We start from the raw sequence: 26193 nt of genomic DNA, 5'->3' as shown, positions 1-26193 counted from the left end.
GGCTGGAACTTTGCGACTCACAGGTCGGCACGGTGGCGCATTGTAACGCAAAATTCCAGCCTGGTGCTCAGGCGGCTGCTACCTGCACCGGCACGCCATTGAGCGCTGCATTGCCCGATAGCTCGTCCAGCTGCCGTTCGTCGGTCAAATCATTGGCACTCGCCCCTGGCTGTCCACTGGCGATGGTCATCTTTACTCCCGGCCGTCCGTGACCCCAACCATGGGGCAGACTGACCACGCCGGGCATCATGTCCAGGCTGGCCACCACTTCCACTTCGATCATGCCGATGCGCGAGCTGACACGGACCCGCTGGCCATCGCTCAATTGACGACTGGCCAGATCGTCCGGATGCATCAGCAATTGATGGCGCGGCTTGCCCTTCACCAGCCGGTGATAGTTATGCATCCAGGAATTATTACTGCGCACATGGCGACGACCGATCAGCAGAAGTTCGTCATCGACAGGCACCGGTTGCGCGGCAAAACGCACCAGGTCGGCAAGGATCACTGGCGGCGCCGCTTGCACCTTGCCATCAGCGGTTTTCAAACGCGCTGAAAGGTTGGGTTGCAGCGGCCCTAAGTCCACGCCGTGGGGATGATCCGCCAGCATGGCCACCGACAACTTGTGGCTGGATGCATCACCGTAGGCGCCCGCGCGCAGACCGAAATCAATCATTTGCGCAGGGGGCATCGTCGGCTTGAGCGCGACACCATTGTGAGCAGCGAAGGCTTTGGCCAGGCCGACAAAAATCTCCCAGTCATGCAGCGCGCCCGCAGGCTTGGGCAAGATCGCCCGATTGAAGCGGGTGACGTTACGCACCGCAAACATATTGAAGGTGGTGTCGTAATGATCGTTTTCCAGCGCCGACGTAGACGGCAGGATCAGGTCGGCATAGCGCGTGGTTTCGTTGATATAGAGGTCGATGCTGACCATGAACTCCAGCCCATCGAGGGCCTGTTCCAATTGCCGGCCGTTCGGCGTCGACAACACGGGATTACCTGCCACCGTGACCAATGCACGGATTTGTCCTTCACCCTCGGTGAGCATTTCCTCAGCCAAGGCCGACACAGGCAACTCGCCACCGTACTCCGGACGCCCGGAAACCCGACTCTGCCAGCGATTGAAATGCCCTCCACCGGTCGACGCCACCAGGTCCACCGCCGGCGTGGTGCACAACGCGCCTCCGACGCGGTCCAGGTTGCCAGTCACCAGGTTGATCAACTGCACCAGCCAATGGCACAGCGTGCCGAATGCCTGGGTCGACACGCCCATGCGCCCATAGCACACGGCTTTGTCGGCTGCAGCAAAGTCCCGTGCCAACTGGCGGATCTGCTCGGCAGGCACCGCACATTGGCGGCTCATGGCCTCGGCGGTAAACCCAGCGATGGCGCGCCGTACGTCCTCAAGGCCTTCAATCGGTAAATGGCTGTCGCGGGTCAGGTTCTCGCTGAACAAGGTGTTGAGCACGCCGAACAACAACGCCGCATCACCGCCTGGACGCACGAACAGATGCTGGTCGGCCATCGCCGCCGTTTCACTGCGCCGCGGGTCGATTACCACCACTTTGCCGCCCCGCGCCTGGATCGCCTTGAGGCGCTTCTCCACGTCGGGCACGGTCATGATGCTGCCGTTGGACGCGAGCGGATTGCCCCCCAGGATCAGCATGAAATCGGTGTGATCGATGTCCGGGATCGGCAGCAACAGGCCGTGGCCGTACATGAGGTAGCTGGTGAGGTGATGGGGCAACTGGTCCACAGACGTCGCGGAAAACCGATTGCGCGTCTTCAACTGGCCCAGGAAGTAGTTGCTGTGGGTCATCAACCCATAGTTGTGCACGCTGGGGTTGCCCTGGTACACCGCCACCGCATTCTGCCCATGCTGCGCCTGGATGCCTGACAACCGCTCGGCTACAAGCGCGAAGGCGTCTTCCCACGCAATCGGCTGCCATTGGCTACCGACCCGCAACATGGGTTGATGCAGGCGGTCGGGATCGTTCTGGATATCCTGCAACGCGACGGCCTTGGGGCAGATATGCCCACGGCTGAAGCTGTCCTGAGCGTCGCCCTTGATCGAGGTAATCGCCAGGCTACCGTCCTCGGCTTGGGTGGTTTCCAGGGTCAGGCCACAAATGGCTTCACACAGGTGGCAGGCACGGTGGTGGAGAGTCTTGGTCATGGCCAGTCTCTTTTATAAGGGCTTTGATCCCACTATGGGTCGAGACCGGCGGGGGCGCCACCAATGTTCGTCCCGTGAATCGGCCTGCATCAGGCCAGGCCATAGACAAGCGTGAGCAAATGTTTCAAAACCCTGCATACCGCCTCTGAAACCGACGCAGCCTGGCCTGCGCCCGCCCCCGCACGTTGCAAAAGGTCTCGGCGCCAGTGTACAAATGGCTCGCTGCTGTCTGGAAATAGTCTTCAAAAGCGCCCCGGCGCCCTGCTTGAACACCCTTAAAAACCGTAGCCCTATTGGTAAGACGCGACATTTAATTATAAGATCGCGCCTTCCCCTATTTCGTCGCCCCGTGCGGCTTTCGCCGCAGGTCTCGCCCGTTGTCACAATAAACAAGGCTTTGAGTATCTGCGGTCTGTTGCAAAAAGGTAGTTAATGATGAGCGCAAGGCACTTTCTCTCCCTGATGGATTGCACGCCCGAAGAGCTGGTCAGCGTGATCCGTCGAGGCATTGAGCTTAAAGACCTGCGTAACCGCGGCGTACTGTTCGAGCCTTTGAAAAACCGCGTGCTCGGCATGATCTTCGAGAAGTCGTCGACCCGCACCCGCGTGTCATTCGAAGCCGGCATGATCCAATTGGGTGGCCAAGCCATCTTCTTGTCCTCGCGTGACACCCAACTGGGGCGTGGCGAGCCGATCGCCGACAGTGCAAAAGTGATGTCGAGCATGCTCGACGCCGTGATGATCCGTACCTTTGCCCACAGCACCGTGACCGAATTTTCCGCGAACTCCCGCGTGCCGGTGATCAACGGCCTGTCCGACGACCTGCACCCGTGCCAGTTGCTGGCCGACATGCAGACCTTCCTTGAGCACCGCGGCTCGATCCAGGGTAAGACCGTGGCCTGGATCGGCGACGGCAACAACATGTGTAACAGCTATATAGAAGCCGCGATCCAGTTCGATTTCCAACTGCGCGTTGCCTGCCCGGAAGGCTACGAGCCTGACGCGCGCTTCCTGGCCCTGGCCGGCGACCGCGTGACCCTGGTGCGCGACCCGCGTGACGCGGTGATCGGCGCGCACCTGGTGAGCACTGACGTCTGGACCTCCATGGGCCAGGAAGAGGAAACCGCCAAGCGCCTGGCCCTGTTCGCCCCGTACCAGGTGACCCGCGCCCTGCTCGACCTGGCCGCGCCAGACGTGCTGTTCATGCACTGCCTGCCGGCCCACCGTGGCGAAGAGATCAGCACCGACCTGCTCGACGACCCACGCTCGGTCGCCTGGGACCAGGCTGAAAACCGCCTGCATGCGCAAAAAGCCCTGCTCGAATTCCTCGTCCCGCCGTCGTACCACCACGCATGAGCCATTCATTACTGCTGAACCTGCGCAACCTGGCATGCGGCTATCAAGATCAACGGGTGGTACAGAACCTCAACCTGCACCTCAACGCCGGCGACATCGGCTGCCTGCTGGGCTCCTCGGGTTGCGGCAAGACCACCACGTTACGTGCGATTGCCGGGTTCGAGCCGGTGCACGATGGCGAGATCAGCCTGGCGGGCGAAGTGATCTCCAGTGCCGGTTTCACACTGGCACCAGAGAAACGTCGTATCGGGATGGTGTTCCAGGACTACGCACTGTTTCCTCATTTGAGCGTGGCCGACAACATTGCCTTCGGTATTCGCAAGCATCCGCAGAAAGACCGCGTGGTGGCTGAGTTGCTGGAGCTGGTCAACCTGAAGAACCTGGGCAAGCGCTTTCCCCACGAGCTTTCCGGCGGCCAGCAACAACGCGTCGCCCTCGCCCGCGCGTTGGCGCCGGAGCCGGCCCTGTTGTTGCTGGATGAACCCTTCTCCAACCTGGACGGCGAGCTGCGCCGCAAGCTCAGCCATGAGGTGCGCGACATCCTCAAGGCACGCGGCACCAGTGCGATCCTGGTGACCCATGACCAGGAAGAAGCCTTTGCAGTCAGCGACCAGGTCGGGGTTTTCAAGGAGGGTCGTCTGGAGCAGTGGGACACACCCTACAACCTCTATCACGAACCGCAGACGCCCTATGTCGCCAGCTTTATCGGCCAGGGTTACTTCATCCGTGGCCAATTGAGTTCGCCGGAATCGGTCAGTACCGAACTGGGTGAATTGCGCGGCAACCGCGCCTACACCTGGCCTACCGGCGGTGCGGTGGACGTGTTGCTGCGCCCGGATGACATCGTCTACGCACCGGACAGCGCGTTGAAAGCGCGGATCGTCGGCAAGACCTTTCTCGGCGCATCGACCTTGTACCGCCTGCAACTGCCGACCGGCGCGCAGTTGGAGTCGATTTTCCCGAGCCATGCCGACCATCAGGTCGGCGCGGATGTGGGGATCCGTGTGGCCGCCGAACACCTGGTGCTGTTCCAGGCCTCAGGCAGCACCGCCGCGCAGATCCCTCAAGTCGAATCCGGCGTGAGACGCTACAGCCCGGTATAACGCCCGGTCATGCCCGGCCAATTTCTGCGAATTTGGCCTGGGTATGTTCAGCCAGCACAGCCGCCGGCAATTCAACTTCCAAGCCCCGTCTCCCCGCACTTACAAAAATCGTTGCGAAGGGTTGCGCCGTTGCATCGATAAACGTGCGCAGGCGTTTCTTTTGCCCCAACGGGCTGATGCCGCCCAGCAGGTAACCGGTTGAACGCTGCGCCGCGGCCGGGTCGGCCATTTCGACTTTCTTGACGCCTGCCGCATGAGCCAGGGCCTTCAGGTCCAGACTTCCGACGACCGGCACCACCGCCACCAACAATTCGCCCTTCTCACTGCTCGCCAATAAGGTCTTGAACACCTGCGCCGGGTCGAGGCCCAATTTTTCCGCGGCCTCCAGCCCATAGGACGCCGCCTTGGGGTCGTGTTCATAACTGTGAATACGATGTTCGGCGCGAACTTTTTTCAACAGGTCCAATGCGGGGGTCATGACGTCTCCGGGCGTGGCAAACAGATGGCCAATTCTAGGCCAAGCCCACACAAAACGCTCTAGCCCGCCCACTCTTAAGGTGCGCGCGCATTGTGAGAAGCGTGATCATTCACCAGACCAATAGTTTGAAAGTGACTGACAGTTCACTTTCGACCTTTGACAGCCGTCATTCTTGTCTATATTTTTTCGTTTCCGAATACTGTAGGAATAGACCCGCAGTATTGAAGCAGTAAGCCGCGACCGGGATGGGGATCCTTGCCACGGTGAAAATCGCGCAACAATCCGTTGAGGTTGTGCGCCAGACAAGAACAACAACTGAGGTTTTCCATGACAACTGCTCTTCAACAGCCTTCACTTTCGAGCCAATGCATGGCCGAATTCCTGGGGACTGCGCTTCTGATCTTCTTCGGTACAGGATGTGTCGCTGCGCTCAAGGTCGCGGGTGCCAGCTTTGGCTTGTGGGAGATCAGTATCATCTGGGGGGTCGGCGTCAGCATGGCGATCTACCTGAGCGCCGGGATATCCGGGGCCCACCTCAACCCGGCCGTCAGCATCGCGCTGTGTATTTTCGCTGACTTCGACAAGCGCAAACTGCCCTTCTATATCCTCGCCCAGATCGCCGGCGCCTTTTGCTCGGCGGCCCTGGTGTACACGCTCTACAGCAACCTGTTTTTCGATTACGAACAAACCCACCACATGGTGCGCGGTTCCCAGGCCAGCCTGGAATTGGCGTCGGTGTTCTCCACCTACCCCCATGCGCTGTTGAGCACCGCTCAGGCGTTCCTGGTGGAAATGGTCATTACAGCAATCCTGATGGGCGTGATCATGGCCCTCACCGATGACAACAACGGCTTGCCACGCGGCCCGCTGGCCCCGCTGCTGATCGGCCTGCTGATCGCGGTGATTGGCAGCGCCATGGGCCCGTTGACCGGCTTTGCGATGAACCCGGCACGGGATTTCGGGCCCAAGCTGATGACCTTTTTCGCAGGCTGGGGTGAAATGGCCTTCACTGGTGGCCGTGATATTCCTTACTTCCTGGTGCCGATTTTCGCGCCGATTGTGGGTGCATGCCTCGGTGCTGCGGCCTATCGCGGGCTGATCGCCCGCCACCTGCCGAGCGCCGCACCTGCTATAGCTGAAGAAACACCTGACACGGCTGTCAACGGCAAGACGCGTATTTCCTGATACCGCCGGCCGGGTCCCCACTGCCTCTTTGCGGACCCGGCTGATTCCTTACTTCCTTATTTTCCGTCCAAGGCAATCGACATGACCGACATTCAGAATAAGAACTACATCATTGCCCTTGATCAGGGCACCACCAGTTCCCGCGCGATCATCTTCGATCGTGACGCCAACGTGGTCTGCACCGCCCAGCGTGAATTCACTCAGCATTACCCACAAGCCGGTTGGGTCGAGCATGACCCGATGGAAATCTTCGCCACCCAGAGTGCGGTGATGGTCGAAGCGCTGGCACAGGCCGGCCTGCACCATGACCAGGTTGCTGCCATCGGCATCACCAACCAGCGTGAAACCACCGTGGTGTGGGACAAAGTCACCGGTCGCCCGATCTACAACGCGATCGTCTGGCAGTGCCGCCGTAGCACCGAGATCTGCCAGCAGCTCAAGCGCGATGGCCACGAGCAATACATCAATGAGACCACTGGCCTGGTCACCGACCCGTACTTCTCCGGCACCAAGCTCAAGTGGATCCTCGACAACGTCGAAGGCAGCCGCGAGCGTGCGCGCAACGGCGAACTGCTGTTCGGCACCATCGACAGCTGGCTGATCTGGAAATTTACTGGCGGCAAGACCCACGTCACCGACTACACCAACGCCTCGCGCACCATGCTCTTCAACATCCACACCCTGGAGTGGGACGCGAAGATGCTGGAGATCCTCGACGTACCGCGCGAAATGCTGCCGGAAGTCAAATCCTCCTCGGAAATCTACGGCCGCACCAAGAGCGGCATCGCCATCGGCGGTATCGCCGGTGACCAGCAAGCGGCACTGTTCGGCCAAATGTGCGTCGAAGCCGGCCAAGCCAAGAACACCTACGGCACCGGTTGCTTCCTGCTGATGAACACCGGCGACAAGGCGGTGAAATCCAAGCACGGCATGCTTACCACCATCGCCTGCGGCCCGCGCGGCGAAGTGGCTTACGCCCTGGAAGGCGCAGTGTTCAACGGCGGTTCCACTGTGCAGTGGCTGCGTGACGAGCTGAAGATCATCGCCGATGCCACCGACACCGAATACTTCGCCGGCAAGGTCAAGGACAGCAACGGCGTGTATCTGGTGCCGGCCTTCACCGGCCTGGGCGCCCCGTACTGGGACCCGTACGCCCGTGGCGCATTGTTCGGCCTGACCCGTGGCGTACGCGTGGATCACATTATTCGTGCAGCCCTGGAGTCGATTGCCTACCAGACCCGTGACGTGCTCGACGCCATGCAACAGGACTCCGGCGAACGCCTCAAGGCCCTGCGTGTGGACGGCGGCGCCGTGGCCAACAACTTCCTGATGCAATTCCAGGCCGACATCCTCGGCACCCAGGTCGAGCGCCCGCAAATGCGCGAAACCACTGCACTCGGCGCGGCCTACCTGGCTGGCCTGGCGTGCGGCTTCTGGGGCAGCCTGGACGAGTTGCGCGGCAAGGCGGTGATCGAGCGCGAATTCGAACCACAACTGGACGAAGCGGCCAAAGAGAAGCTCTACGCCGGCTGGCAAAAAGCAGTCAGCCGCACCCGTGACTGGGAGCCCCACGAAGGCGCTGAATAAGCCAACGTCCGGTTGTAACTGGCAGGGAGCGGATTCCTGCGTCATCATGGGCCACTTTTGTATGGCAGCCCAAAGGACGCCCCATGAATCTGCCTCCCCGCCAACAACAAATCCTCGAACTGGTCCGCGAACGCGGCTATGTCAGTATCGAGGAAATGGCGCAGCTATTCGTTGTCACCCCGCAAACCATCCGCCGCGACATCAACCAACTGGCGGACGCCAATCTGCTGCGCCGCTACCACGGCGGCGCGGCCTATGACTCCAGTGTCGAGAACACCGCCTACGCCATGCGCGCCGACCAGATGCGCGACGAGAAACAGCGCATCGGCGAAGCCATCGCTGCGCAAATCCCCGATCACGCCTCGCTGTTCATCAATATCGGCACCACCACCGAATCCATCGCTCGCGCGCTGCTCAACCACAATCACCTGAAAATCATCACCAACAACCTCAACGTCGCCACCATGCTCAGTGCCAAGGACGACTTTGACGTGCTGCTCACCGGTGGCAATGTGCGCCGTGACGGCGGTGTAGTGGGCCAGGCGAGTGTCGACTTCATCAACCAGTTCAAGGTCGACTTTGCGTTGGTGGGTATCAGCGGTATCGATGAAGACGGCAGTCTGCTGGACTTTGATTACCAGGAAGTACGCGTATCCCAGGCGATTATCGCCAATGCACGCCAGGTGATCCTGGCGGCGGACTCCAGCAAATTCGGGCGCAACGCCATGATTCGCCTGGGCCCGATCAGTTTGGTGGACTGCCTGGTGACCGACCAGCAGCCAGTGCCGGCGCTGGTGCAGCTGTTGAGCCAGCATAAGGTTCGGTTGGAAGTCGTGTAATACCCCCACCTTGCCGGCGATAGCGACCTCATGGACGCCATCGCCGGCAAGCCGGCTCCTACCGTTTTATGTTCACAAATTTTCCTTTCCCGCCGCTTCGATGAGTTTTTTCAATCGAAGTCAGGTGGCTGTGCGCGCGTTTATCAGCTACCATTTTCGCAAATGAACATTAATGTTCGAATTCCAATACGAAAAGATCGCGAGGCCAGCCGATGAACCCTTCTACCTTGCCTGCCCCACCGCTTGCCGAAGTCTATGACGTTGCCGTTATCGGTGGCGGGATCAATGGCGTCGGCATTGCAGCAGACGCAGCCGGGCGCGGTTTGTCGGTATTCCTTTGCGAAAAGGATGACCTGGCCAGCCACACGTCATCCGCCAGCAGTAAGCTGATCCACGGCGGGCTGCGTTACCTCGAACATTACGAATTCCGCCTGGTGCGCGAAGCCCTGGCCGAGCGTGAAGTATTGCTGGCCAAGGCCCCGCATATCGTCAAGCAGATGCGCTTCGTGTTGCCGCACCGCCCGCACCTGCGCCCGGCGTGGATGATCCGCGCCGGCCTGTTCCTGTATGACAACCTGGGCAAGCGCGAAAAGCTCGCCGGTTCGAAAAGCCTCAAGTTCGGCCCCGACAGCCCGCTGAAAAGCGAAATCACCAAAGGCTTCGAATATTCCGACTGCTGGGTGGATGACGCCCGTCTCGTCGTGCTGAACGCCATGGCCGCCCGCGAAAAAGGCGCGCACATCCACACGCAAACCCGGTGCATCAGCGCCCACCGCAGCAACGGCATGTGGGAAATGAACATGGAACGCGCCGATGGCAGCCTGTTCTCGATCCGTGCTCGCGCACTGGTGAACGCCGCCGGCCCATGGGTCGCCAAGTTCATCAAGGACGACCTGAAGCTGGATTCGCCTTACGGCATCCGCCTGATCCAGGGCAGCCACCTGATCGTGCCGAAACTGTACGAAGGCGCTCACGCGCACATCCTGCAGAACGAAGACCAGCGCATCGTCTTCACCATCCCGTACCTGAACCACCTGACCATCATCGGCACCACCGACCGTGAATACACCGGTGATCCGGCTGCAGTTGCGATCACCGAAGGTGAAACGGACTACATGCTGAAAGTGGTCAACGCTCACTTCAAGAAGCAACTGAGCCGCGACGACATCGTCCACACCTACTCCGGCGTGCGTCCGCTGTGCAATGACGAATCGGACAACCCGTCGGCCATCACCCGCGACTACACCCTGGCATTGTCCGGCGGCACGGGCGAGGCGCCGATCCTGTCGGTGTTCGGCGGCAAGCTGACCACGTATCGCAAGCTGGCTGAATCGGCGATGGCGCAACTGGCCCCCTACTTCACCCAGATGCGCCCAAGCTGGACTGCTACCGCCAGCCTGCCCGGCGGCGAAGACATGACCACGCCAGAAGCCTTGGCTGACGCCATCCGCAGCAAGTTCGACTGGGTACCGAGTGAGATCGCGCGCCGTTGGTCCACCACCTACGGCAGCCGCACCTGGCGCCTGCTCGAAGGCGTGCAATCGCTGGCCGACCTGGGCGACCACTTGGGTGGCGGCCTGTACACCCGCGAGGTTGATTACCTGTGCACCGAGGAATGGGCAACCCAGCCTCAGGACGTGCTGTGGCGTCGCACCAAGCTGGGTCTGTTCACTACTCCGGAAGAACAGGCCAACGTGCAGCGATACCTGTCCACCGTTGAGCAGAACCGCAGCAAGATCGAAGCAGCCTGACGGACCAGTACTACAAAAGCCCCTGCGCCGAACGGCCCAGGGGCTTTTTTTCGCATTCGGTTTTCCGAACGCCGCAGTGCCATCAATTCGGTTTGCCGGATCCAAGGCTTGAAAGAACGTCGTCATATAAAGTTAATTTTCTTACAAAACAAGTAGTTAACCTTTTATATCGAGCCTGGCACGACTCATGCTCTACACTCTTGGACGATTGCCTGGGACGCCTCAGGAGCCGTCATGGGCATTCGCTGTACAAGAGAGCCGTTTAGCCGGCTTCATAAAAAAAACAAATGTCGAGGAAGTATTGATGCGCATCGTTCCCCATATTCTGGGCGCAGCTATCGCTGCTGCTCTGATCAGCACTCCAGTTTTCGCCGCCGAACTCACCGGCACGCTGAAGAAGATCAACGAATCCGGCACCATCACTCTCGCTCACCGCGACAGCTCCATTCCCTTTTCCTACATCGCGGATGGTTCGGGCAAACCCGTGGGCTACTCCCACGACATTCAGTTGGCCGTCGTCGAACAGCTGAAAAAAGACCTGAACAAGCCCGATCTGAAGGCCAAGTACAACCTGGTGACTTCGCAAACCCGTATTCCGCTGATCCAGAACGGCACTGCGGACCTCGAGTGCGGTTCCACCACCAACAACGCCGAACGCGCCCAGCAAGTTGATTTCACCGTCAACATCTTCGAAATCGGTACCCGTCTGCTGGTCAAGAAAGACAAGGATGGCAAGCCGAGCTACGCCGACTTCGCTGACCTGAAAGGCAAGAACGTCGTGACCACCGCTGGCACCACGTCCGAGCGCATCATCAAAGCGATGAACGCCGACAAGCAGATGGGCATGAACGTCATCTCCGCCAAAGACCACGGCGAATCCTTCCAGATGCTGGAAAGCGGCCGTGCCGTTGCCTTCATGATGGACGACGCCCTGCTGGCCGGTGAAGAAGCCAAGGCCAAGAAGCCGGACGACTGGGTCATCACCGGTACTCCGCAATCCTTCGAAGCCTACGCGTGCATGGTGCGTAAAGACGACCCAGCCTTCAAGAAAGCGGTCGATGACGCCATCGTTGCCCTGTACAAATCCGGCGAAATCAACAAGATCTACAGCAAGTGGTTCGAGAGCCCGATCCCACCAAAAGGCCTGAACCTGAACTTCCCGATGAGCGACAAGGTGAAGGAGCTGATCGCCAACCCAAGCGACAAGCCAGCGCCTGACGTAAAAATCTGATACCTGACTAAGCTTATCTCCTGAGGGAGCCACCCTCCCTCAGGCGTCTGTTACTACCTGCTGGCTTTATTTTGGAACACTCGACCTGGCGGTTTTCGAGCCGATCGCGTGTGCCTGGCGTTCTCCGTCAGGCGGGAAAGGATCTTCCCCAAGCGGGTGCTTGTACATCGATCGACTTCGAGGGGAGACCCTAATGAATTACAACTGGGACTGGGGCGTGTTCTTCAAGTCCACTGGCGTGGGCAGCGAGACTTATCTCGACTGGTACATCGCCGGCTTGGGCTGGACCATCGCCATCGCTGTCGTGGCATGGATTATCGCCTTGCTGCTGGGGTCCATTCTGGGCGTCATGCGCACCGTGCCAAACCGCATCGTATCGGGCATCGCGACCTGCTACGTGGAACTGTTTCGTAACGTGCCGCTGCTGGTTCAGCTGTTCATCTGGTACTTCCTGGTACCCGACATGCTGCCGCAGAACCTGCAGGACTGGTACAAACAAGACCTCAACCCGACCACCTCGGCCTACCTGAGCGTTGTCGTGTGCCTGGGCCTGTTCACCGCCGCCCGTGTGTGTGAGCAAGTGCGTACCGGCATCCAGGCGCTGCCACGCGGCCAGGAATCCGCTGCGCGCGCCATGGGCTTCAAGCTGCCACAGATCTACTGGAACGTGCTGCTGCCACAGGCCTACCGGATCATCATTCCGCCGCTCACCTCGGAATTCCTCAACGTCTTCAAGAACTCCTCCGTGGCGTCCTTGATCGGCCTGATGGAACTGCTGGCGCAAACCAAACAGACCGCCGAATTCTCGGCCAACCTGTTTGAAGCCTTCACCCTGGCCACGCTGATCTACTTCACCCTGAACATGAGCCTGATGCTGCTCATGCGCCTGGTCGAGAAGAAAGTCGCAGTGCCCGGCCTGATCTCCGTGGGGGGTAAATAATGGACTTCGATTTCAGCGGCATCATCCCCGCTATCCCAGGCCTGTGGAACGGCATGGTCATGACCTTGCAGTTGATGGTCATGGGCGTGGTCGGCGGCATTGCGCTGGGTACGGTCCTGGCGCTGATGCGCCTGTCGTCCAGCAAACTGCTGTCGCGCGTTGCCGGCGCTTATGTGAACTACTTCCGCTCGATCCCGCTGTTGCTGGTGATCACCTGGTTCTACCTGGCGGTACCGTTCGTGTTGCGCTGGATCACCGGCGAAGACACGCCGATCGGTGCGTTCACCTCGTGCGTCGTGGCCTTCATGATGTTCGAAGCCGCGTACTTCTGTGAAATCGTACGGGCCGGCGTGCAGTCGATCCCCAAAGGCCAGATGGCGGCGGCACAGGCAATGGGCATGACCTATGGCCAGACCATGCGCCTGATCATCCTGCCCCAGGCGTTCCGCAAGATGACCCCGTTGCTGCTGCAACAGTCGATCATCCTGTTCCAGGACACCTCGCTGGTCTACACCGTGGGCCTGGTGGACTTCCTCAACTCCGCCCGCTCCAACGGCGACATCATCGGCCGCTCCAACGAGTTCCTGATCTTTGCCGGTGTCGTCTACTTCATCATCAGCTTTTCCGCCTCGCTGCTGGTCAAGCGTCTGCAAAAAAGGTTTGCCGTATGATCTCTATCAAGAACATCAACAAGTGGTATGGCGACTTCCAGGTGCTGACCGATTGCAGCACTGAGGTTAAAAAAGGCGAAGTGATCGTGGTGTGCGGGCCGTCCGGTTCGGGCAAATCCACCCTGATCAAGTGCGTCAACGCGCTGGAGCCGTTCCAGAAGGGCGACATCGTGGTCGACGGCACCTCCATCGCCGACCCGAAGACCAACCTGCCGAAACTGCGTTCGCGCGTGGGCATGGTGTTCCAGCACTTCGAACTGTTCCCTCACCTGACCATCACCGAGAACCTGACCATCGCGCAGATCAAGGTGCTCGGCCGCAGCAAGGAAGAAGCCACCAAGAAAGGCCTGCAACTGCTCGACCGCGTCGGCCTGTCGGCACATGCCCACAAGCACCCTGGCCAACTCTCCGGCGGTCAGCAACAACGCGTGGCGATTGCCCGCGCCCTGGCCATGGACCCGATCGTCATGCTGTTCGACGAACCAACCTCGGCCCTCGACCCGGAAATGGTCAACGAAGTACTCGACGTGATGGTGCAACTGGCCCACGAAGGCATGACCATGATGTGCGTGACCCACGAAATGGGCTTCGCCCGCAAAGTGGCCGACCGCGTGATCTTCATGGACGCCGGCAAGATCATCGAAGACTGCCCGAAAGAAGAATTCTTCGGCGACATCAGCGCCCGCTCCGAACGCGCGCAGCACTTCCTTGAGAAAATCCTGCAGCACTAAGCACTACATAGCGCCGACTGTGGAAACCGGGCCAATGTGGCAGGGGGCTTGCCCCCTCCCACATTGGCCCGCACAGGCTGGCAGCTCTGGTTGACCCAAGGCATCTGTGATGAAATGCGACCCCAACCAATTTCGCGCCGCACCGCCATCACTTGCCGTGAAACCACGTCTGATCCGCCAACTGTTCCTGCCGCCGTTGATCATCGCCCTGATGATCGGCCTGGGTTATATCGGCTTCTGGATCAGTGAGTACTATGGCATCCGCACCCTCAGCGACACCGGCGAACGCCAGCTGGAGTTGCATGCCCGCACCGTCGAAAGCGAACTGAGCAAATACACCTACCTGCCCAGCCTGCTGGAACTGGAGTCCAGCGTCTCCACGCTGCTGGCCGACCCGAACCAGGAAACCCGCAAGACCGTCAACGATTACCTCGAAGGCCTGAACCGACGCAGTCGCAGTCGGGCCATCTACGTGATGGACACCACTGGCCGCGTGCTGGCCACCAGTAACTGGCGCGATGCCGACAGTTACCAGGGTGAAGACCTGTCCTTCCGCGCCTATTTCCAGAACGCCGTACGTGGCCAGCCTGGCCGTTTCTACGGCATCGGCAGCACCAATGGCGAACCCGGCTACTATCTGGCGCACGGCTTGGAAGAGCACGGCAAGATCATCGGCGTCGCCGTGGTCAAGGTGCGCCTCGAAGCCCTCGAAGAGCGCTGGCAGCGCGCGCGCCTCGAAGCCTTTGTGAGCGACGAGAACGGCATCATCATCCTTTCCAGCGACCCGGCCCGCCGCCTCAAGGCCGTGCGCCCGCTGAGCGATGACACCAAGGAACGCCTGGCCCACAGCCTGCAATATTACTGGGCGACGTTGAACGAGCTGGAACCCCTGGCCCGTGAGCGCCTCAACGAAGGCACCGAGAAACTAACCTTCCCGGCCAACAGTGAAGTGGTCAACGACGAGCACGAAGTCAGCTACCTGGCGCAAACCCGCCCGCTGAATGACACGCCGTGGAATTTTACCCTGCTCACGCCGCTCAACGACCTGCGCCGTGCTGCGATAAACCAGGGCATTCTGGTGGCCGTTGCGTTTGGCTTGGTCGCATTTTTGCTGATCGCCTGGAATGAGCGGCGCAAGGTCATCGCCACCCGCCTCGCCGCCCGTGAAGCCTTGCAGGAAGCCAACAGCCAGTTGGAACGGCGAATTGCCGAACGCACCGCCGACCTGCGCGCCAGCAACGAACGGCTCAAGGGCCAGATTCGCGAACGACGCCAGGCCGAAGAGACGCTGCGTCGCGCCCAGGATGAGCTGGTTCAGGCCGGCAAACTGGCCGCTATCGGCCAGATGTCCACCAGCATTGCCCACGAATTGAACCAGCCGCTGGCAGCGCTGCGCACCTTGTCCGGCAATACCGTGCGCTTCCTTGAGCGCGGCGCCCTGGACACCGCCAGCGCCAACCTCAAGACCATCAACGAACTGATCGACCGCATGGGCCGCATCACCGCCAGCCTGCGTTCCTTCGCCCGGCGCGGCGACGACCAGGGCGAAGCCAGCCTGGCCAAAGCGGTCGACGCGGCGTTCCAGGTTCTCGGCGCACGCCTGGACAGCCTGCCACTGACCCTGCACCGCGACTTTTCCCACGCCCAATTGCAAATCGACCAGACGCGCCTGGAGCAGATCCTGGTCAACCTGATCGGCAATGCCCTCGACGCCATGCAGGCCCAGCCCGCGCCCGAGCTCTGGCTGGAAGGCAGCAGCAGCGAGGGCAAATATCGCCTGCACGTGCGCGATAATGGCCACGGTATAGACGCCGAGGCGCGCAAGCATTTGTTTGAACCGTTCTTCACCACCAAGCCCGGCGAGCAAGGCCTGGGCCTGGGCCTGACGCTGTCCGCCAGCCTCGCGGCGGCCACCGGCGGCAACCTTGCCGTGGAGCACCCGGCCAGTGGTGGAACGGCCTTTGTCTTGTGCCTGCCGTTGGCGGGCGCTCAAAAAGCTGAGTCGACATGAATACAGACGCTAAAGCCATTAAAGACGAACTCACGGTGCTGATCGTCGAAGACGATCCTCATGTGCTGCTCGGCTGCCAGCAGGCGCTGGCCCTGGAAGACATTCCCAGCGTCGGCGTGGGCAGCGCCGAAGAGGCGTTGAAGCGCATCAGCGAGAACTTCGCCGGCATCGTGATCAGCGACATCCGCTTGCCAGGCATTGACGGCCTGGAGTTGCTCACCCGCCTCAAGGCCCTGGATAAAAGCCTGCCGGTGGTGCTGATCACCGGGCATGGCGATATCTCCATGGCTGTCGGCGCCATGCGCAACGGCGCCTATGACTTCATGGAAAAACCCTTCTCCCCCGAACGCCTGGTCGACGTGGCGCGTCGCGCCCTGGAACAGCGCGGACTGGCGCGGGAGGTCTGGTCGCTGCGCCGCCAATTGGCCGAGCGCGATTCGCTGGAAGGCCGCATCATCGGCCGTTCACCGGCCATGCAAAACCTGCGCGAGCTGATCGCCAATGTCGCCGACACCTCGGCCAACGTGCTGATCGAAGGCGAGACCGGCACCGGCAAAGAACTGGTTGCGCGCTGCCTGCATGATTTCAGCCGGCGCCACGCCCACCAGTTCGTCGCCCTGAACTGCGGCGGCCTGCCGGAGAACCTGTTCGAAAGCGAGATTTTCGGCCACGAAGCCAACGCCTTTACCGGTGCCGGCAAGCGTCGCATCGGCAAGATCGAACACGCCCACGAAGGCACGTTGTTCCTCGATGAAGTGGAAAGCATGCCGATCAACCTGCAGATCAAACTGTTGCGGGTGCTGCAGGAGCGCACTCTGGAGCGCCTGGGTTCGAACCAGAGCGTGGCCGTGGATTGCCGGGTGATCGCCGCCACCAAGTCCGACCTTGATGAACTGAGCCGTGCCAATCAGTTCCGCAGCGACCTGTACTATCGCCTCAACGTAGTGACGCTGGAACTGCCACCGTTGCGCGAGCGCCGCGAAGACATCCTGCAACTGTTCGAACACTTCCTGCAGCAGTCGTCGCTGCGTTTTGACCGCAGTGTGCCGGAGCTGGACAACCAGACCCTGTCGAGCCTCATGAGCCACGACTGGCCGGGCAACGTGCGTGAACTACGCAATGTCGCCGAACGCTTCGCCTTGGGCCTGCCGGCCTTCAAGAAAAGCGGCTCCAGCAGCGGCAGCCAGGGCCTGGCCTTTACCGAGGCGGTAGAAGCCTTCGAGCGCAACCTGCTCAACGATGCCTTGCAACGCAGCGGCGGCAACCTGACCCAGGCCAGCCAGGAACTGGGGATGGCCAAGACCACGCTGTTCGACAAAGTCAAAAAATACGGGTTGAGCCACTGATGGATCTGGTATTGAAGGCCGCCCTGGGCGCGGCCGTGGTGTTGATTCTGGCGGCGCTGGCCAAGACCAAGAACTACTACATCGCAGGCCTGGTGCCGCTGTTTCCGACCTTTGCCTTGATCGCCCACTACATCGTCGGTAAGGGCCGTTCGGTGGACGACTTGAAGACCACGATCCTGTTCGGAATGTGGTCGATCATTCCGTACTTTGTGTACCTGGCGACCTTGTATGTGATGGTGGATCGGATGCGGCTGGAAGCGTCACTGGCCGTGGCGGCGGTGGCGTGGTTGATGGCCGCGACGATATTGGTCAGCATCTGGGTCCGCGTTCACGCCTGACCCAACACGCTCCCACATTTGAACCTCAGGGTATCAGCGGACGATCTTGTCGACCTGAATGCCCAGCTTCTTCAGGCGATACCAGAAACTGCGCTCCGATATCCCGATCTTCGCTGCCGCCGCAGCCTGCACGCCGTTGCTCTCCTGCAACGCCGCGAGTATGTAGGCCTTCTCCACCTCCGCCAGCGCCGCATCAAGGTCCTGGGGAATACCCGGCCCGTCGCTGAGGATCGCCGTGACATCGCCTTCACTCGGCTTGGACGCAAACAGGTAACCCGGCAAGTCGATGTCCTCGATCACCGGCGACGCCGCCACGATGGTCGCGCGTTCTACGCAGTTCTGCAGTTCCCGGATGTTGCCCGGCCAGTGATACGCCGCCATTGCCTGCAACGCCTCAGGGCTGAAGCCAGTGATACGCTTGCCGGCCGTGGCGCTGAGTGTCTGGGCGAAGTGACGGGCCAATGGTGCGATGTCTTCCACCCGTTCGCGCAAGGCCGGCAGGGGAATCGGGAACACGTTGAGGCGGTAGTACAGGTCTTCGCGAAATTCCTTGTTGGCGACTGCATCCAGCAGGTTCTTGTTGGTGGCGGCGATCACCCGCACGTCCACTTTGCGTTCACGGGGATCGCCCACCGGTTCGATCACCCGTTCCTGCAACGCCCGCAGGATCTTGGCCTGCAACGCCAGCGGCATATCACCTACTTCATCGAGAAACAGCGTGCCCTTGTCCGCCTGCTGGAAGCGCCCTACCCGGTCCGCCACGGCGCCGGTAAACGCGCCTTTGCGATGGCCGAACATTTCGCTTTCCAGCAACCCTTCCGGGATCGCCGCACAATTGACCGCCACGAAGGGTTTGTCGGCGCGGCTGCCATGCTTGTGGATGGCACGGGCGACCATTTCCTTGCCGGTGCCGCTCTCGCCGGTCAGCAGGATAGTAGCGCTGCTGTCGCGCACCGAGTCCACCGCTTGCAGAACTTTGCGAAACGCCGGGCTGTCGCCCACCAGGCTGTCGAACTGGGCGTGTTCGTCCAGCTCGGCACGCATGCGCGCGTTGTCGCGCATGATGTCGCGAAATTGCAGGGCCTTGGCCACCGTGATGTCCAGCTCGTCGATATCAAACGGCTTGGCGATGTAGTCGTAGGCGCCGTTGCGCATCGACTGCACGGCGTTTTTCACCGTGCTGTAGGCGGTCATCACGATCACCGGCACATGGGGGTAGCGCACCTTGATCTCGGCCAGCAGCGCCGGCCCGTCCATGCCAGGCATGCGCCAGTCGCTGATCACCAGGTCGATGTCTTCCTGCTCCAGCACCTTGAGCGCGTGCAGGCCGTTGCCGGCGATAAACACCTGCACATCGTTCTGGCCCAGGGCCGACGCCAGCAGGTCGCAGAGCTTGGGTTCGTCGTCGACTACCAGAATGTTATGCGTCATGACTGTCCTCGTCGTCTTCGCCACTCGCCGGAATGTACAGGCTGAAGGTGGCGCCGGCATCTTTCTCACTGGCACATTCGATGCTGCCGTCGTGACTTTCCATGATCGAATAGACTTTGGCCAGGCCCAAGCCGGTGCCCGACGCCTTGGTGGTGACGAATGGCGTGAAGATACGCTCGATCATGTCCGCCGGAATACCCTGGCCGGTGTCGGCGATGCTGATCAGCGTGTTCTCGCCTTCCGTGCGAATACCCAGGGTCAGGCGCCCGCCTTCAGGCATCGCGTCGATGGCGTTGAGAATCAGGTTGAGGCACGCTTGCTTGAGCTGCTTGGCGTCCGCGTAGATCGTCGCCCCCGGCGCCTGGTCATCGATGTGCGCGTCGATGTTATGGGTGGCCAGTTCCGGGGCGCAGAAACCGAGGATTTCCTCCACCAACGGGCGCGCAGGCTGCAATACGCGCAGCGGCGGGTTGGGCTTGGCGAAGTCGAGGAACTCGGTGATCAGGTCGTTGATGCGGCTGACTTCACTGATCACGTATTCCAGGTGGCGCTTGTCGGTGTCCGCCAGGTCGGCGCGGCGGTGCAGCAACTGTGTGGCCGTCTTGATGATGCCCAGCGGGTTGCGGATCTCGTGGGCCAGGCCCATGGCGACTTCACCTAGGGCATGCAGGCGATCACGCCGGCGCAGCTGGGCTTCGAGGTAATGCAACTCGCCCAGGCGCTCGGTCATATGGTTGAAGGTGCTGCTCAACTGCGCCAACTCGTCGCCGCCACTGACCACCACGCGGTGCGCGTAATCGCCGGAGATCACCGCGCTCACGCCTTGGGAAAGGTCTCGCAGCGGCTTGGTCAGGCGCCGCGACACTAACACCCCCGCCGCCAGCGACAATGCCGAGCTGAGCAGGAAGATCAGCACGAACAGATTGCTCTGGTTCACCAGCCCCACCAGGCTGGTGTGGCGCAGCAGGCCGCTGAAAATCACGCCCTGCAAGTCGCCGGCGTCGTTGAAGATCGGCCAGTACAACCCACTGTAGTTATTAGTGAACTGCTCGCTGGGCTGCTTGGTGCTGCGCATCGCAGTTTCGACGTTCTTGGGGATGCGCGAGGGGTGATCCTCGAAGCGCTGGGTGGAGAATATTTCGGAGAACCCATCGGGGTTGGCCAGGTACAGGCGCAGGTCGAGGGAATGTACATCGGCCACGCTGGTGAGGAAACTGCTGTCCAGGTACGTGGCCACCAGCAGCAGGTAATCGACGCCGTCCTGGGTGGTCTCGAAGGTGGACACCACGATCCCGGTGCTCACCCCGGCCACCTGCACGGTCTGCAACACCGCGTTGCTGGTCAGGCTGATCTGTTTGACGATGTCGTCGGAGGCGGTGCTGAACACCAGCTTGTGGTCGCTGACGCGGATCAGTGCGACCACGTCGATGTCCGTGGCATCTGCAATGTCGGCAGTCAGCCGGTCGTGCTTGGCCGCCTGCCGGCTGGAGGGCGGGCTGGTGTAGCGCAGGAACAACTTGGCCATGCGCGCGTTGTCGTGAAGGATGTCGCCAATCTCGTCCTTGACGATCTTGGTCGACTCCTGCAGCCAGATGCGCACGTTGCTGTCGAAGATCTGCGAAAGCGTGGTTGCCGCCAGTTCGGCGGCGATCATGGTGGGAATCACGCTGACCAACCAGAACGCCAGCACCAGCTTGCGCTGGACGCTCCAGCGCGAAATGGCAAAGGGGCGGGCTTTCTGGCGGGTCTTGGTGATCATCAGGTTTCGCTTATCGCAGCAGCCATGGCAGGGTCGGAACGATCCGGTCGAATAAACAGTTTTACAAGCTTGAGCAGGCCGTTGACCAGCCGGTTGCGGTGGCGGAAAAACACGCTGTTGCCCTGGAACTCGCAGCCCAGGCGCAGCTTACTGGCATACCCGGCCTGGCCGCACTCATACACGGCAATATTGTGTTGAATACAGTAGTCCACATTGGTCAGCCAGCTACGGAAGTACAGGTTGTAGTCGCGGGTGAACGCCACGTCATGCCCGAAAAACTTGTCCACCAGCCGGTGTTCGTCCACCAGGATCAGGTTGAACGCCACCAGTTGCTCGTCCACCCAGTAAAGAACACAGACCGCCCGCTCATCAAGCCGTTCCAGCACTCCGGTGAAGTAGCCGGCGGGCAGCCGCTCGAACTGCAGCTCGGCACGCGTGAGCGTGGCTTCGTACAGGCGCATGACCTCGGGCAGCACGTCGTCGATAGTGCGCCGCCACTCCACCCGTGGCCCGGGCGCGCGCAGTTTGCGGCGCAGGTCCTTACGCGTGGATTTTCCCAGGGAGCCCAGGTAGGCGTCCACCGAGCCGTAGGGCAGCGGCAACACGCCCGTGGGCAAGCTCGGCATGCTCTGGAAGCCCGCTGCGCGGCAACTCTCGAGCCAATGCGGATCTTTGCTCGGCGCATCCTTGACCGCCACCAAGCCGATACCAAAGTCATCGGCATCCTGGCGCGCAGCTTCCAACAGATGCTTGAGCAGCAGCGGGCGGCGCACATCCGCCACGCCGCTGGCAAAGCCGACGTCGCAGCGTTCGGCCACCGGCGAGCCGAGGGCATACAGCCCCAGTTGCAAAAGCCCCGGCCACAGTCGCTCCACACGCTCGGTCAAGCGCTTGCCGGCGCCCGACACCGTGGTGTCGAGGCGATAATGGGTGATGAACGCCGCGGCCACAGCCACCAGCGTTCCATCTTCGTAAACCGCCAGGTAACGCCACTGGAAATCATTGATGGCGGCGTTTTCCACGGCGACGTAATAGTCCCAGTCCTCCAGGGCTCCCGGGAAACAGTCGTTCCAGGCACTGCGCTGGAGGGCCCGGATGGTCGGGAACGCTTGGGCGGTAATCACATCGGTCCCTTATTTCTATAGTGAGCGGGCTTGTCGAATCGTCGCACCGCCCGCGCTGGGGGGCGAAGCCGCCCCATTTCCGGAGCTGAGTTTTTCCAGTTAAACCGCAATTGCAGTTTTTAGGGCGGCTTCGCCACCCAGCGCGGGCGATGCGGCGACCCGACAAGCCCGCTCACTACATAGAGCTCGCTCGTTGATGAACGCTGCACTCAACTCGATCACCCGGCGGTATTGCAAATCGACGGTGATCATGTGGTAGCAGTTATCCAGCAGGATCTTGGTCACCGGGCCACCGAGGTGGCGTTCCACATAGTCAGCGTTCCAACGGCTGGTGATGTCGTCCTCAATGGAGTGCAACACCAGCGCCGGCACCTTGATCGACGGCATGCGTTTTTTGACCTCGGCGTTCATCCAGTGCAATTCGCGTACGGTCACGCCTTCCATCGTCAACAAGCCCGCTTCGCTGCTCTCACCTTCTTTCATCTGTCGTTCAACGATGGCGCGCAGGCGTTCGTTCTTGATGCCGTAAGGTGGTTTTTCGGTAAACCGAAACAGGCGCACGCCAAAAGGAATGCGGATCAGCAGCGGCGTGATGAACGCCATTTTGTTGATGCTCCAACCGTCGTACTTGAGCGTGGTGGAGTACATCAATAACCCGGCGACCTGGTCCGGATGCTCCGACGCCAGGTACATCGACATCACCGCGCCCATGGACAAGCCACCGACGAACACCTGTTCGTGGCGCTGTTTCACACCGACGAAGGTCTTGCGCACGCCTTCGTACCAGTCACGCCAGCCAGTGGCCTGCAGGTCGCTGTTATCACCGCAGTGCCCGGCCAGGGTGGGCACGTACACCGTGCAATTGCCCACCTTCGCCAGGCCCTTGGCAACCTGGCGCAATTCCGTCGGGGTGCCGGTCAGGCCGTGGATCAACAGGATCCCGACCGGACCATCACCGAGAACGAAACCGGCAGTACCTTCACCGAGGTCGATCTCTGCTGTTTTCACCGGTTGGTCGCTCGCACCAGCAGTTGCTCAAGCAGCTTCAGGCCCAGTTCGATTTCCGGGTAGCTGATTTCCAGGGACGGTGCCAGGGTGATCACGTTCTTGTAGTAACCACCCACGTCGAGGATCAGCCCGAGTTTCTGGCCGTCCACCACCATGTCGCCCTTCATGCCTTCTTCAACCATGTAGTCCAGGGTCGCCTTGTCCGGCGTGAAACCATCCGGGCCGCAGATTTCGCAGCGCAGGGCCAGCCCCAGGCCGTCGACGTCGCCGATGATCGGGAAACGTTTCTGCAGGTCTTGCAGGCCTTCGAGGAAGAACTTGCCCTTGGCCATGACCATCGCGCCGTAGTCGACTTCGTTGGTCATCTTGAACATTTCCAGGCCCACCGCCGTGCCCAACGGGTTGGAGGCGAAGGTGGAGTGAGTCGAGCCTGGCGGGAAGATCTTCGGGTTGATCAACTCTTCACGGGCCCAGATGCCGCCCAGTGGGTTGAGGCCGTTGGTCAGCGCCTTGCCAAAGACGATCACGTCCGGTTGCACGTCGAAGTGTTCGATCGACCACAGTTTGCCGGTTCGGTAGAAACCCATCTGGATTTCGTCGGAGACCATCAGGATGCCGTGCTGATCCAGTACGTGCTTCAACTCACGGTAGAAGTTCATCGGCGGGATCACATAGCCGCCGGTGCCCTGGATCGGCTCGACGTAGAACGCGGCGTATTCGCTGGAACCGACTTTCGGGTCCCACACGCCGTTGTACTCGGTCTCGAACAGGCGGGCGAATTGCTGCACGCAGTGGCTGCCGTACTCTTCCTTGGTCATGCCTTTAGGGCCACGGAAGTGATACGGGAACGGGATGAACTGCGCGCGCTCGCCGAAGTGGCCGTAGCGGCGACGGTAGCGGTAACTGGAGGTGATCGACGAAGCGCCGAGGGTACGCCCGTGGTAGCCGCCTTCGAAAGCGAACATCAGGCTCTTGCCATTGGTGGCGTTACGCACGACCTTCAGGGAGTCTTCGATGGACTGCGAACCGCCGACGTTGAAGTGCACGCGACCGTCGAGGCCGAATTTCTTCTTGGCGTCGACCGCGATCATTTCGGACAGCTCGATCTTGCCTTTGTGCAGGTACTGGCTGGCGATTTGCGGCAGCGTGTCGATCTGCTGTTTCAGTGCATTGTTCAGGCGCGGGTTGGCGTAGCCGAAGTTGACCGCCGAGTACCACATCTGCAGGTCGAGGTAGGCCTGGTCTTCGGTGTCCCACACGTAGGAGCCTTCGCAACGGCTGAAAATGCGCGGCGGCTCGATGTAGTGGACGGTGTCGCCGTAGGAGCAGTATTTGGCTTCTTTATCCAGAAGAATCTGGTCTTCGGCGGTAGCGATACGGATATCAGACATGGTGGAAGAGTTCCTGGTTGTCAGTAGCAGTAAAGGAGGTGGCGTTGGCGGCGATGCCTTGCGGCAGTCGGGCCAGCAGCGCAGGCAGTTCGGCAAAGGTGTCGAAGCGTGCGTGAGGAATGTTGTTGGCTTCGCAGTACTTGGCGAGGCTGCCTTTGGCGAACACGAAGTCAGCGGTGGAAGCCACGCACATGTCGGACTTGCCGTCGCCGATCACCAGCACGCGCTTGTTGCGCGGCGTGGACTTGCACTTGCAGTTGCCGGAGGCGGCACGGCAGGCATCACTGGAGTACGGAAAATCGATGCGCCAGCTGTTCTGGTCGACCTGGCGCAGGCGGTTGGCGAGGATCGGCAGCAAGGTCACGTAGTTGCGTGAAAGGATCCGCGCGATGCCCTGCTCGATGCCGTCGCTGACCACTTCGATGGAAGCGCCCAGGCCGATTACGTGATCGACGAAGTCCGGGAAGTCCGGGTCGATCTCGACGCTGTCGAAATACGCCAGCAATTCGGAGGGAGTCGCCTTGATCAGCGCCAGTTGGCGGCTCAGGCATTCGCGTGAACCGATATGCCCATCCAGCCATTCCTGTTCGATGGTTTCCCACTCGGGGCCGGCGAAGCGTTGGAGGACGTTGTCGATGACATCGGTGGGGGTAATGGTCCCGTCGAAGTCACACACGATATGCCACTGGATCATCGTTGTTTACCTTGGAGGAGCGCGCTGTGTGCGCTTGCAACAAGGTGTAGAGCAGGGAGTGTGCCAACTGGCCACCGCCCAGCGGGGCTGGGCCTTTGCCTGGCATGGCCGGCGATTTGTGTCGCAGGAGCTACAATTTTTGTAGCTTGCTACAAACAAGATGAGTGCTTGCGTGGAAAGGATGCTTTGCGCGTTCATGCGCGCATATTCAATCAAGGAACTGTGACCATGTTGAGGATCACATGCGCTGCATTCGCCGGTTTGCTTGGCCTGTGGAGCTATTCAAACGCTGCCGTGGCCGAGGGCATCACCGGTGAAGTGGGCGCGGGCGTCAGCTACCAACCTCATGACCCTACCGGCAGCCGCTACGAAACGCGGCCCGTTCCCTATTTCGACCTGGACTGGGGCGATGTCAGCCTGAGCACCGATGACGGCTTGACCTGGAGCGCGCTCAGCACCCAAGGCCTGACCGCCGGCCCCTATATCAATTACCTGTCGGGGCGCACGTCCAATGGCGATCTCCAGGGCCTGCGCAATGTGTCGGACATGGCGGAAGTCGGTGGTTTCATCCAATACGCCCCGGCTGATTTCTGGCGGGTCTACGCGCAACTGGGTCAAGCCGTGGGCGGTGGGCATTCACAGAGCGGTATCCTGGGCAAAGTCGGCGGCGAACTGGGCTATCCCCTGGGTGGCGGGATCATCGGCAGCAGCGGCCTGGTCGCGCATTTCGCAGATGCGCGCCAGACCAACACGTTTTTCGGCGTAGACGACAACGAGGCCGCTGCCACGGGCTTTCGCCCCTACAACGCCAGCGGCGGCTTCCAGAACCTGACGCTGACCCAGAGTTTCGAGTTTCCCCTGGCGGCTAAATGGTCATTGCTGACCAGCGCCAGTTGGGTTCACCTGGTGGGCTCGGCGGCCGACAGCAGCATCGTCCGGCAGACCGGCGAAGTGAACCAGGGCCAGGTGCAAACAGCCATCAGCTACAAGTTCGATTAGGTTGGTCTGGGGTTTGCAATGAGGCTCTGGAATCCATTTTTCCA

General features: G+C 60.8%; 22 protein-coding genes. 14 read left to right on the top strand and 8 right to left on the bottom strand.

Features of this window, described 5'->3' with window-relative positions:
• Window positions 1-67 precede the first annotated feature (67 nt).
• Window positions 68-2176 (bottom strand): molybdopterin oxidoreductase family protein, encoded by a 2109-nt coding sequence (locus U367_RS0125115; RefSeq protein ID WP_028619060.1) that lies wholly within the window; start codon window positions 2174-2176, stop codon window positions 68-70.
• 435 nt (window positions 2177-2611) lie between these two features.
• Between U367_RS0125115 and argF the strand changes: the two genes are divergently transcribed.
• Together argF and U367_RS0125105 are read left to right on the top strand one after the other, a co-directional pair.
• Window positions 2612-3532, top strand: coding sequence for an ornithine carbamoyltransferase (gene argF / locus U367_RS0125110; RefSeq protein ID WP_028619059.1), 921 nt, complete (start codon window positions 2612-2614; stop codon window positions 3530-3532).
• A complete protein-coding gene (locus U367_RS0125105) occupies window positions 3529-4635 on the top strand; it encodes an ABC transporter ATP-binding protein (protein ID WP_028619058.1) in 1107 nt (368 codons plus the stop codon). The genes argF and U367_RS0125105 overlap by 4 nt, the downstream gene beginning before the upstream one ends.
• A gap of 7 nt (window positions 4636-4642) precedes the next feature.
• Here U367_RS0125105 and ybaK read toward each other — a convergent pair whose 3' ends face one another.
• Entirely contained in the window at window positions 4643-5113 is a 471-nt protein-coding gene (ybaK, locus tag U367_RS0125100) for a Cys-tRNA(Pro) deacylase (protein WP_028619057.1), read from the bottom strand.
• A gap of 327 nt (window positions 5114-5440) precedes the next feature.
• Between ybaK and U367_RS0125095 the strand changes: the two genes are divergently transcribed.
• The 11 genes from U367_RS0125095 to U367_RS0125045 all read left to right on the top strand — a co-directional run bounded on the left by U367_RS0125095 (window position 5441) and on the right by U367_RS0125045 (window position 17743).
• Window positions 5441-6298: an MIP/aquaporin family protein gene (locus U367_RS0125095; protein ID WP_028619056.1), complete on the top strand. Its 858-nt coding sequence runs from the start codon at window positions 5441-5443 to the stop codon at window positions 6296-6298.
• A gap of 81 nt (window positions 6299-6379) precedes the next feature.
• Window positions 6380-7885 carry a glycerol kinase GlpK gene (gene glpK / locus U367_RS0125090; RefSeq protein WP_028619055.1) on the top strand — a complete coding sequence of 502 codons (1506 nt, stop codon included), beginning with the start codon at window positions 6380-6382 and terminating at the stop codon, window positions 7883-7885.
• A gap of 83 nt (window positions 7886-7968) precedes the next feature.
• Window positions 7969-8724, top strand: coding sequence for a DeoR/GlpR family transcriptional regulator (locus U367_RS0125085; protein ID WP_025856881.1), 756 nt, complete (start codon window positions 7969-7971; stop codon window positions 8722-8724).
• A 212-nt stretch (window positions 8725-8936) separates the two neighbouring features.
• On the top strand, window positions 8937-10475 hold the full coding sequence (gene glpD / locus U367_RS0125080; RefSeq protein ID WP_028619054.1) for a glycerol-3-phosphate dehydrogenase: 1539 nt from the start codon (window positions 8937-8939) through the stop codon (window positions 10473-10475).
• 304 nt (window positions 10476-10779) lie between these two features.
• Window positions 10780-11706, top strand: a complete 927-nt coding sequence (locus U367_RS0125075) for a glutamate/aspartate ABC transporter substrate-binding protein (RefSeq protein WP_028619053.1) — start codon at window positions 10780-10782, stop codon at window positions 11704-11706.
• A gap of 193 nt (window positions 11707-11899) precedes the next feature.
• Window positions 11900-12646, top strand: coding sequence for an amino acid ABC transporter permease (locus U367_RS0125070; RefSeq protein WP_010212762.1), 747 nt, complete (start codon window positions 11900-11902; stop codon window positions 12644-12646).
• A complete protein-coding gene (locus tag U367_RS0125065; RefSeq protein WP_010212763.1) occupies window positions 12646-13317 on the top strand; it encodes an amino acid ABC transporter permease in 672 nt (223 codons plus the stop codon). The genes U367_RS0125070 and U367_RS0125065 overlap by 1 nt, the downstream gene beginning before the upstream one ends.
• Window positions 13314-14048 carry an amino acid ABC transporter ATP-binding protein gene (locus U367_RS0125060; RefSeq protein WP_003188952.1) on the top strand — a complete coding sequence of 245 codons (735 nt, stop codon included), beginning with the start codon at window positions 13314-13316 and terminating at the stop codon, window positions 14046-14048. Before U367_RS0125065 ends, U367_RS0125060 begins: the two co-directional genes overlap by 4 nt.
• Before the next feature lie 109 nt (window positions 14049-14157).
• The gene (aauS, locus tag U367_RS0125055) at window positions 14158-16059 is read left to right on the top strand and encodes a two-component sensor histidine kinase AauS (protein ID WP_028619052.1); all 1902 of its coding nucleotides are present in this window, start codon (window positions 14158-14160) and stop codon (window positions 16057-16059) included.
• Window positions 16056-17405, top strand: coding sequence for a two-component response regulator AauR (gene aauR / locus U367_RS0125050; protein WP_032864516.1), 1350 nt, complete (start codon window positions 16056-16058; stop codon window positions 17403-17405). The genes aauS and aauR overlap by 4 nt, the downstream gene beginning before the upstream one ends.
• Window positions 17405-17743, top strand: coding sequence for a GlpM family protein (locus U367_RS0125045; protein ID WP_028619050.1), 339 nt, complete (start codon window positions 17405-17407; stop codon window positions 17741-17743). Before aauR ends, U367_RS0125045 begins: the two co-directional genes overlap by 1 nt.
• Before the next feature lie 33 nt (window positions 17744-17776).
• Here U367_RS0125045 and U367_RS0125040 read toward each other — a convergent pair whose 3' ends face one another.
• From U367_RS0125040 to U367_RS0125015, 6 genes are all read right to left on the bottom strand, one after another.
• A complete protein-coding gene (locus tag U367_RS0125040; protein ID WP_028619049.1) occupies window positions 17777-19174 on the bottom strand; it encodes a sigma-54-dependent transcriptional regulator in 1398 nt (465 codons plus the stop codon).
• Window positions 19164-20933 carry a sensor histidine kinase gene (locus tag U367_RS0125035; protein WP_028619048.1) on the bottom strand — a complete coding sequence of 590 codons (1770 nt, stop codon included), beginning with the start codon at window positions 20931-20933 and terminating at the stop codon, window positions 19164-19166. Before U367_RS0125035 ends, U367_RS0125040 begins: the two co-directional genes overlap by 11 nt.
• Window positions 20933-22057, bottom strand: a complete 1125-nt coding sequence (locus tag U367_RS0125030; protein ID WP_028619047.1) for a GNAT family N-acetyltransferase — start codon at window positions 22055-22057, stop codon at window positions 20933-20935. Before U367_RS0125030 ends, U367_RS0125035 begins: the two co-directional genes overlap by 1 nt.
• A gap of 99 nt (window positions 22058-22156) precedes the next feature.
• Window positions 22157-23065, bottom strand: coding sequence for an alpha/beta hydrolase (locus U367_RS0125025; protein WP_028619046.1), 909 nt, complete (start codon window positions 23063-23065; stop codon window positions 22157-22159).
• A complete protein-coding gene (locus U367_RS0125020; protein ID WP_016977483.1) occupies window positions 23062-24456 on the bottom strand; it encodes an aspartate aminotransferase family protein in 1395 nt (464 codons plus the stop codon). Before U367_RS0125020 ends, U367_RS0125025 begins: the two co-directional genes overlap by 4 nt.
• Window positions 24449-25150 carry an MtnX-like HAD-IB family phosphatase gene (locus U367_RS0125015; protein WP_028619045.1) on the bottom strand — a complete coding sequence of 234 codons (702 nt, stop codon included), beginning with the start codon at window positions 25148-25150 and terminating at the stop codon, window positions 24449-24451. Before U367_RS0125015 ends, U367_RS0125020 begins: the two co-directional genes overlap by 8 nt.
• A gap of 228 nt (window positions 25151-25378) precedes the next feature.
• On the opposite strand from U367_RS0125015, the gene U367_RS0125010 reads away from it, so the two are divergent.
• Window positions 25379-26149 (top strand): MipA/OmpV family protein, encoded by a 771-nt coding sequence (locus tag U367_RS0125010; RefSeq protein ID WP_028619044.1) that lies wholly within the window; start codon window positions 25379-25381, stop codon window positions 26147-26149.
• Window positions 26150-26193: the final 44 nt, after the last annotated feature.

Origin of the sequence: Pseudomonas canadensis (assembly GCF_000503215.1) — a bacterium.
Lineage (GTDB): Bacteria > Pseudomonadota > Gammaproteobacteria > Pseudomonadales > Pseudomonadaceae > Aquipseudomonas > Aquipseudomonas canadensis.
This window is presented reverse-complemented; position numbering and strand designations above follow the sequence as displayed.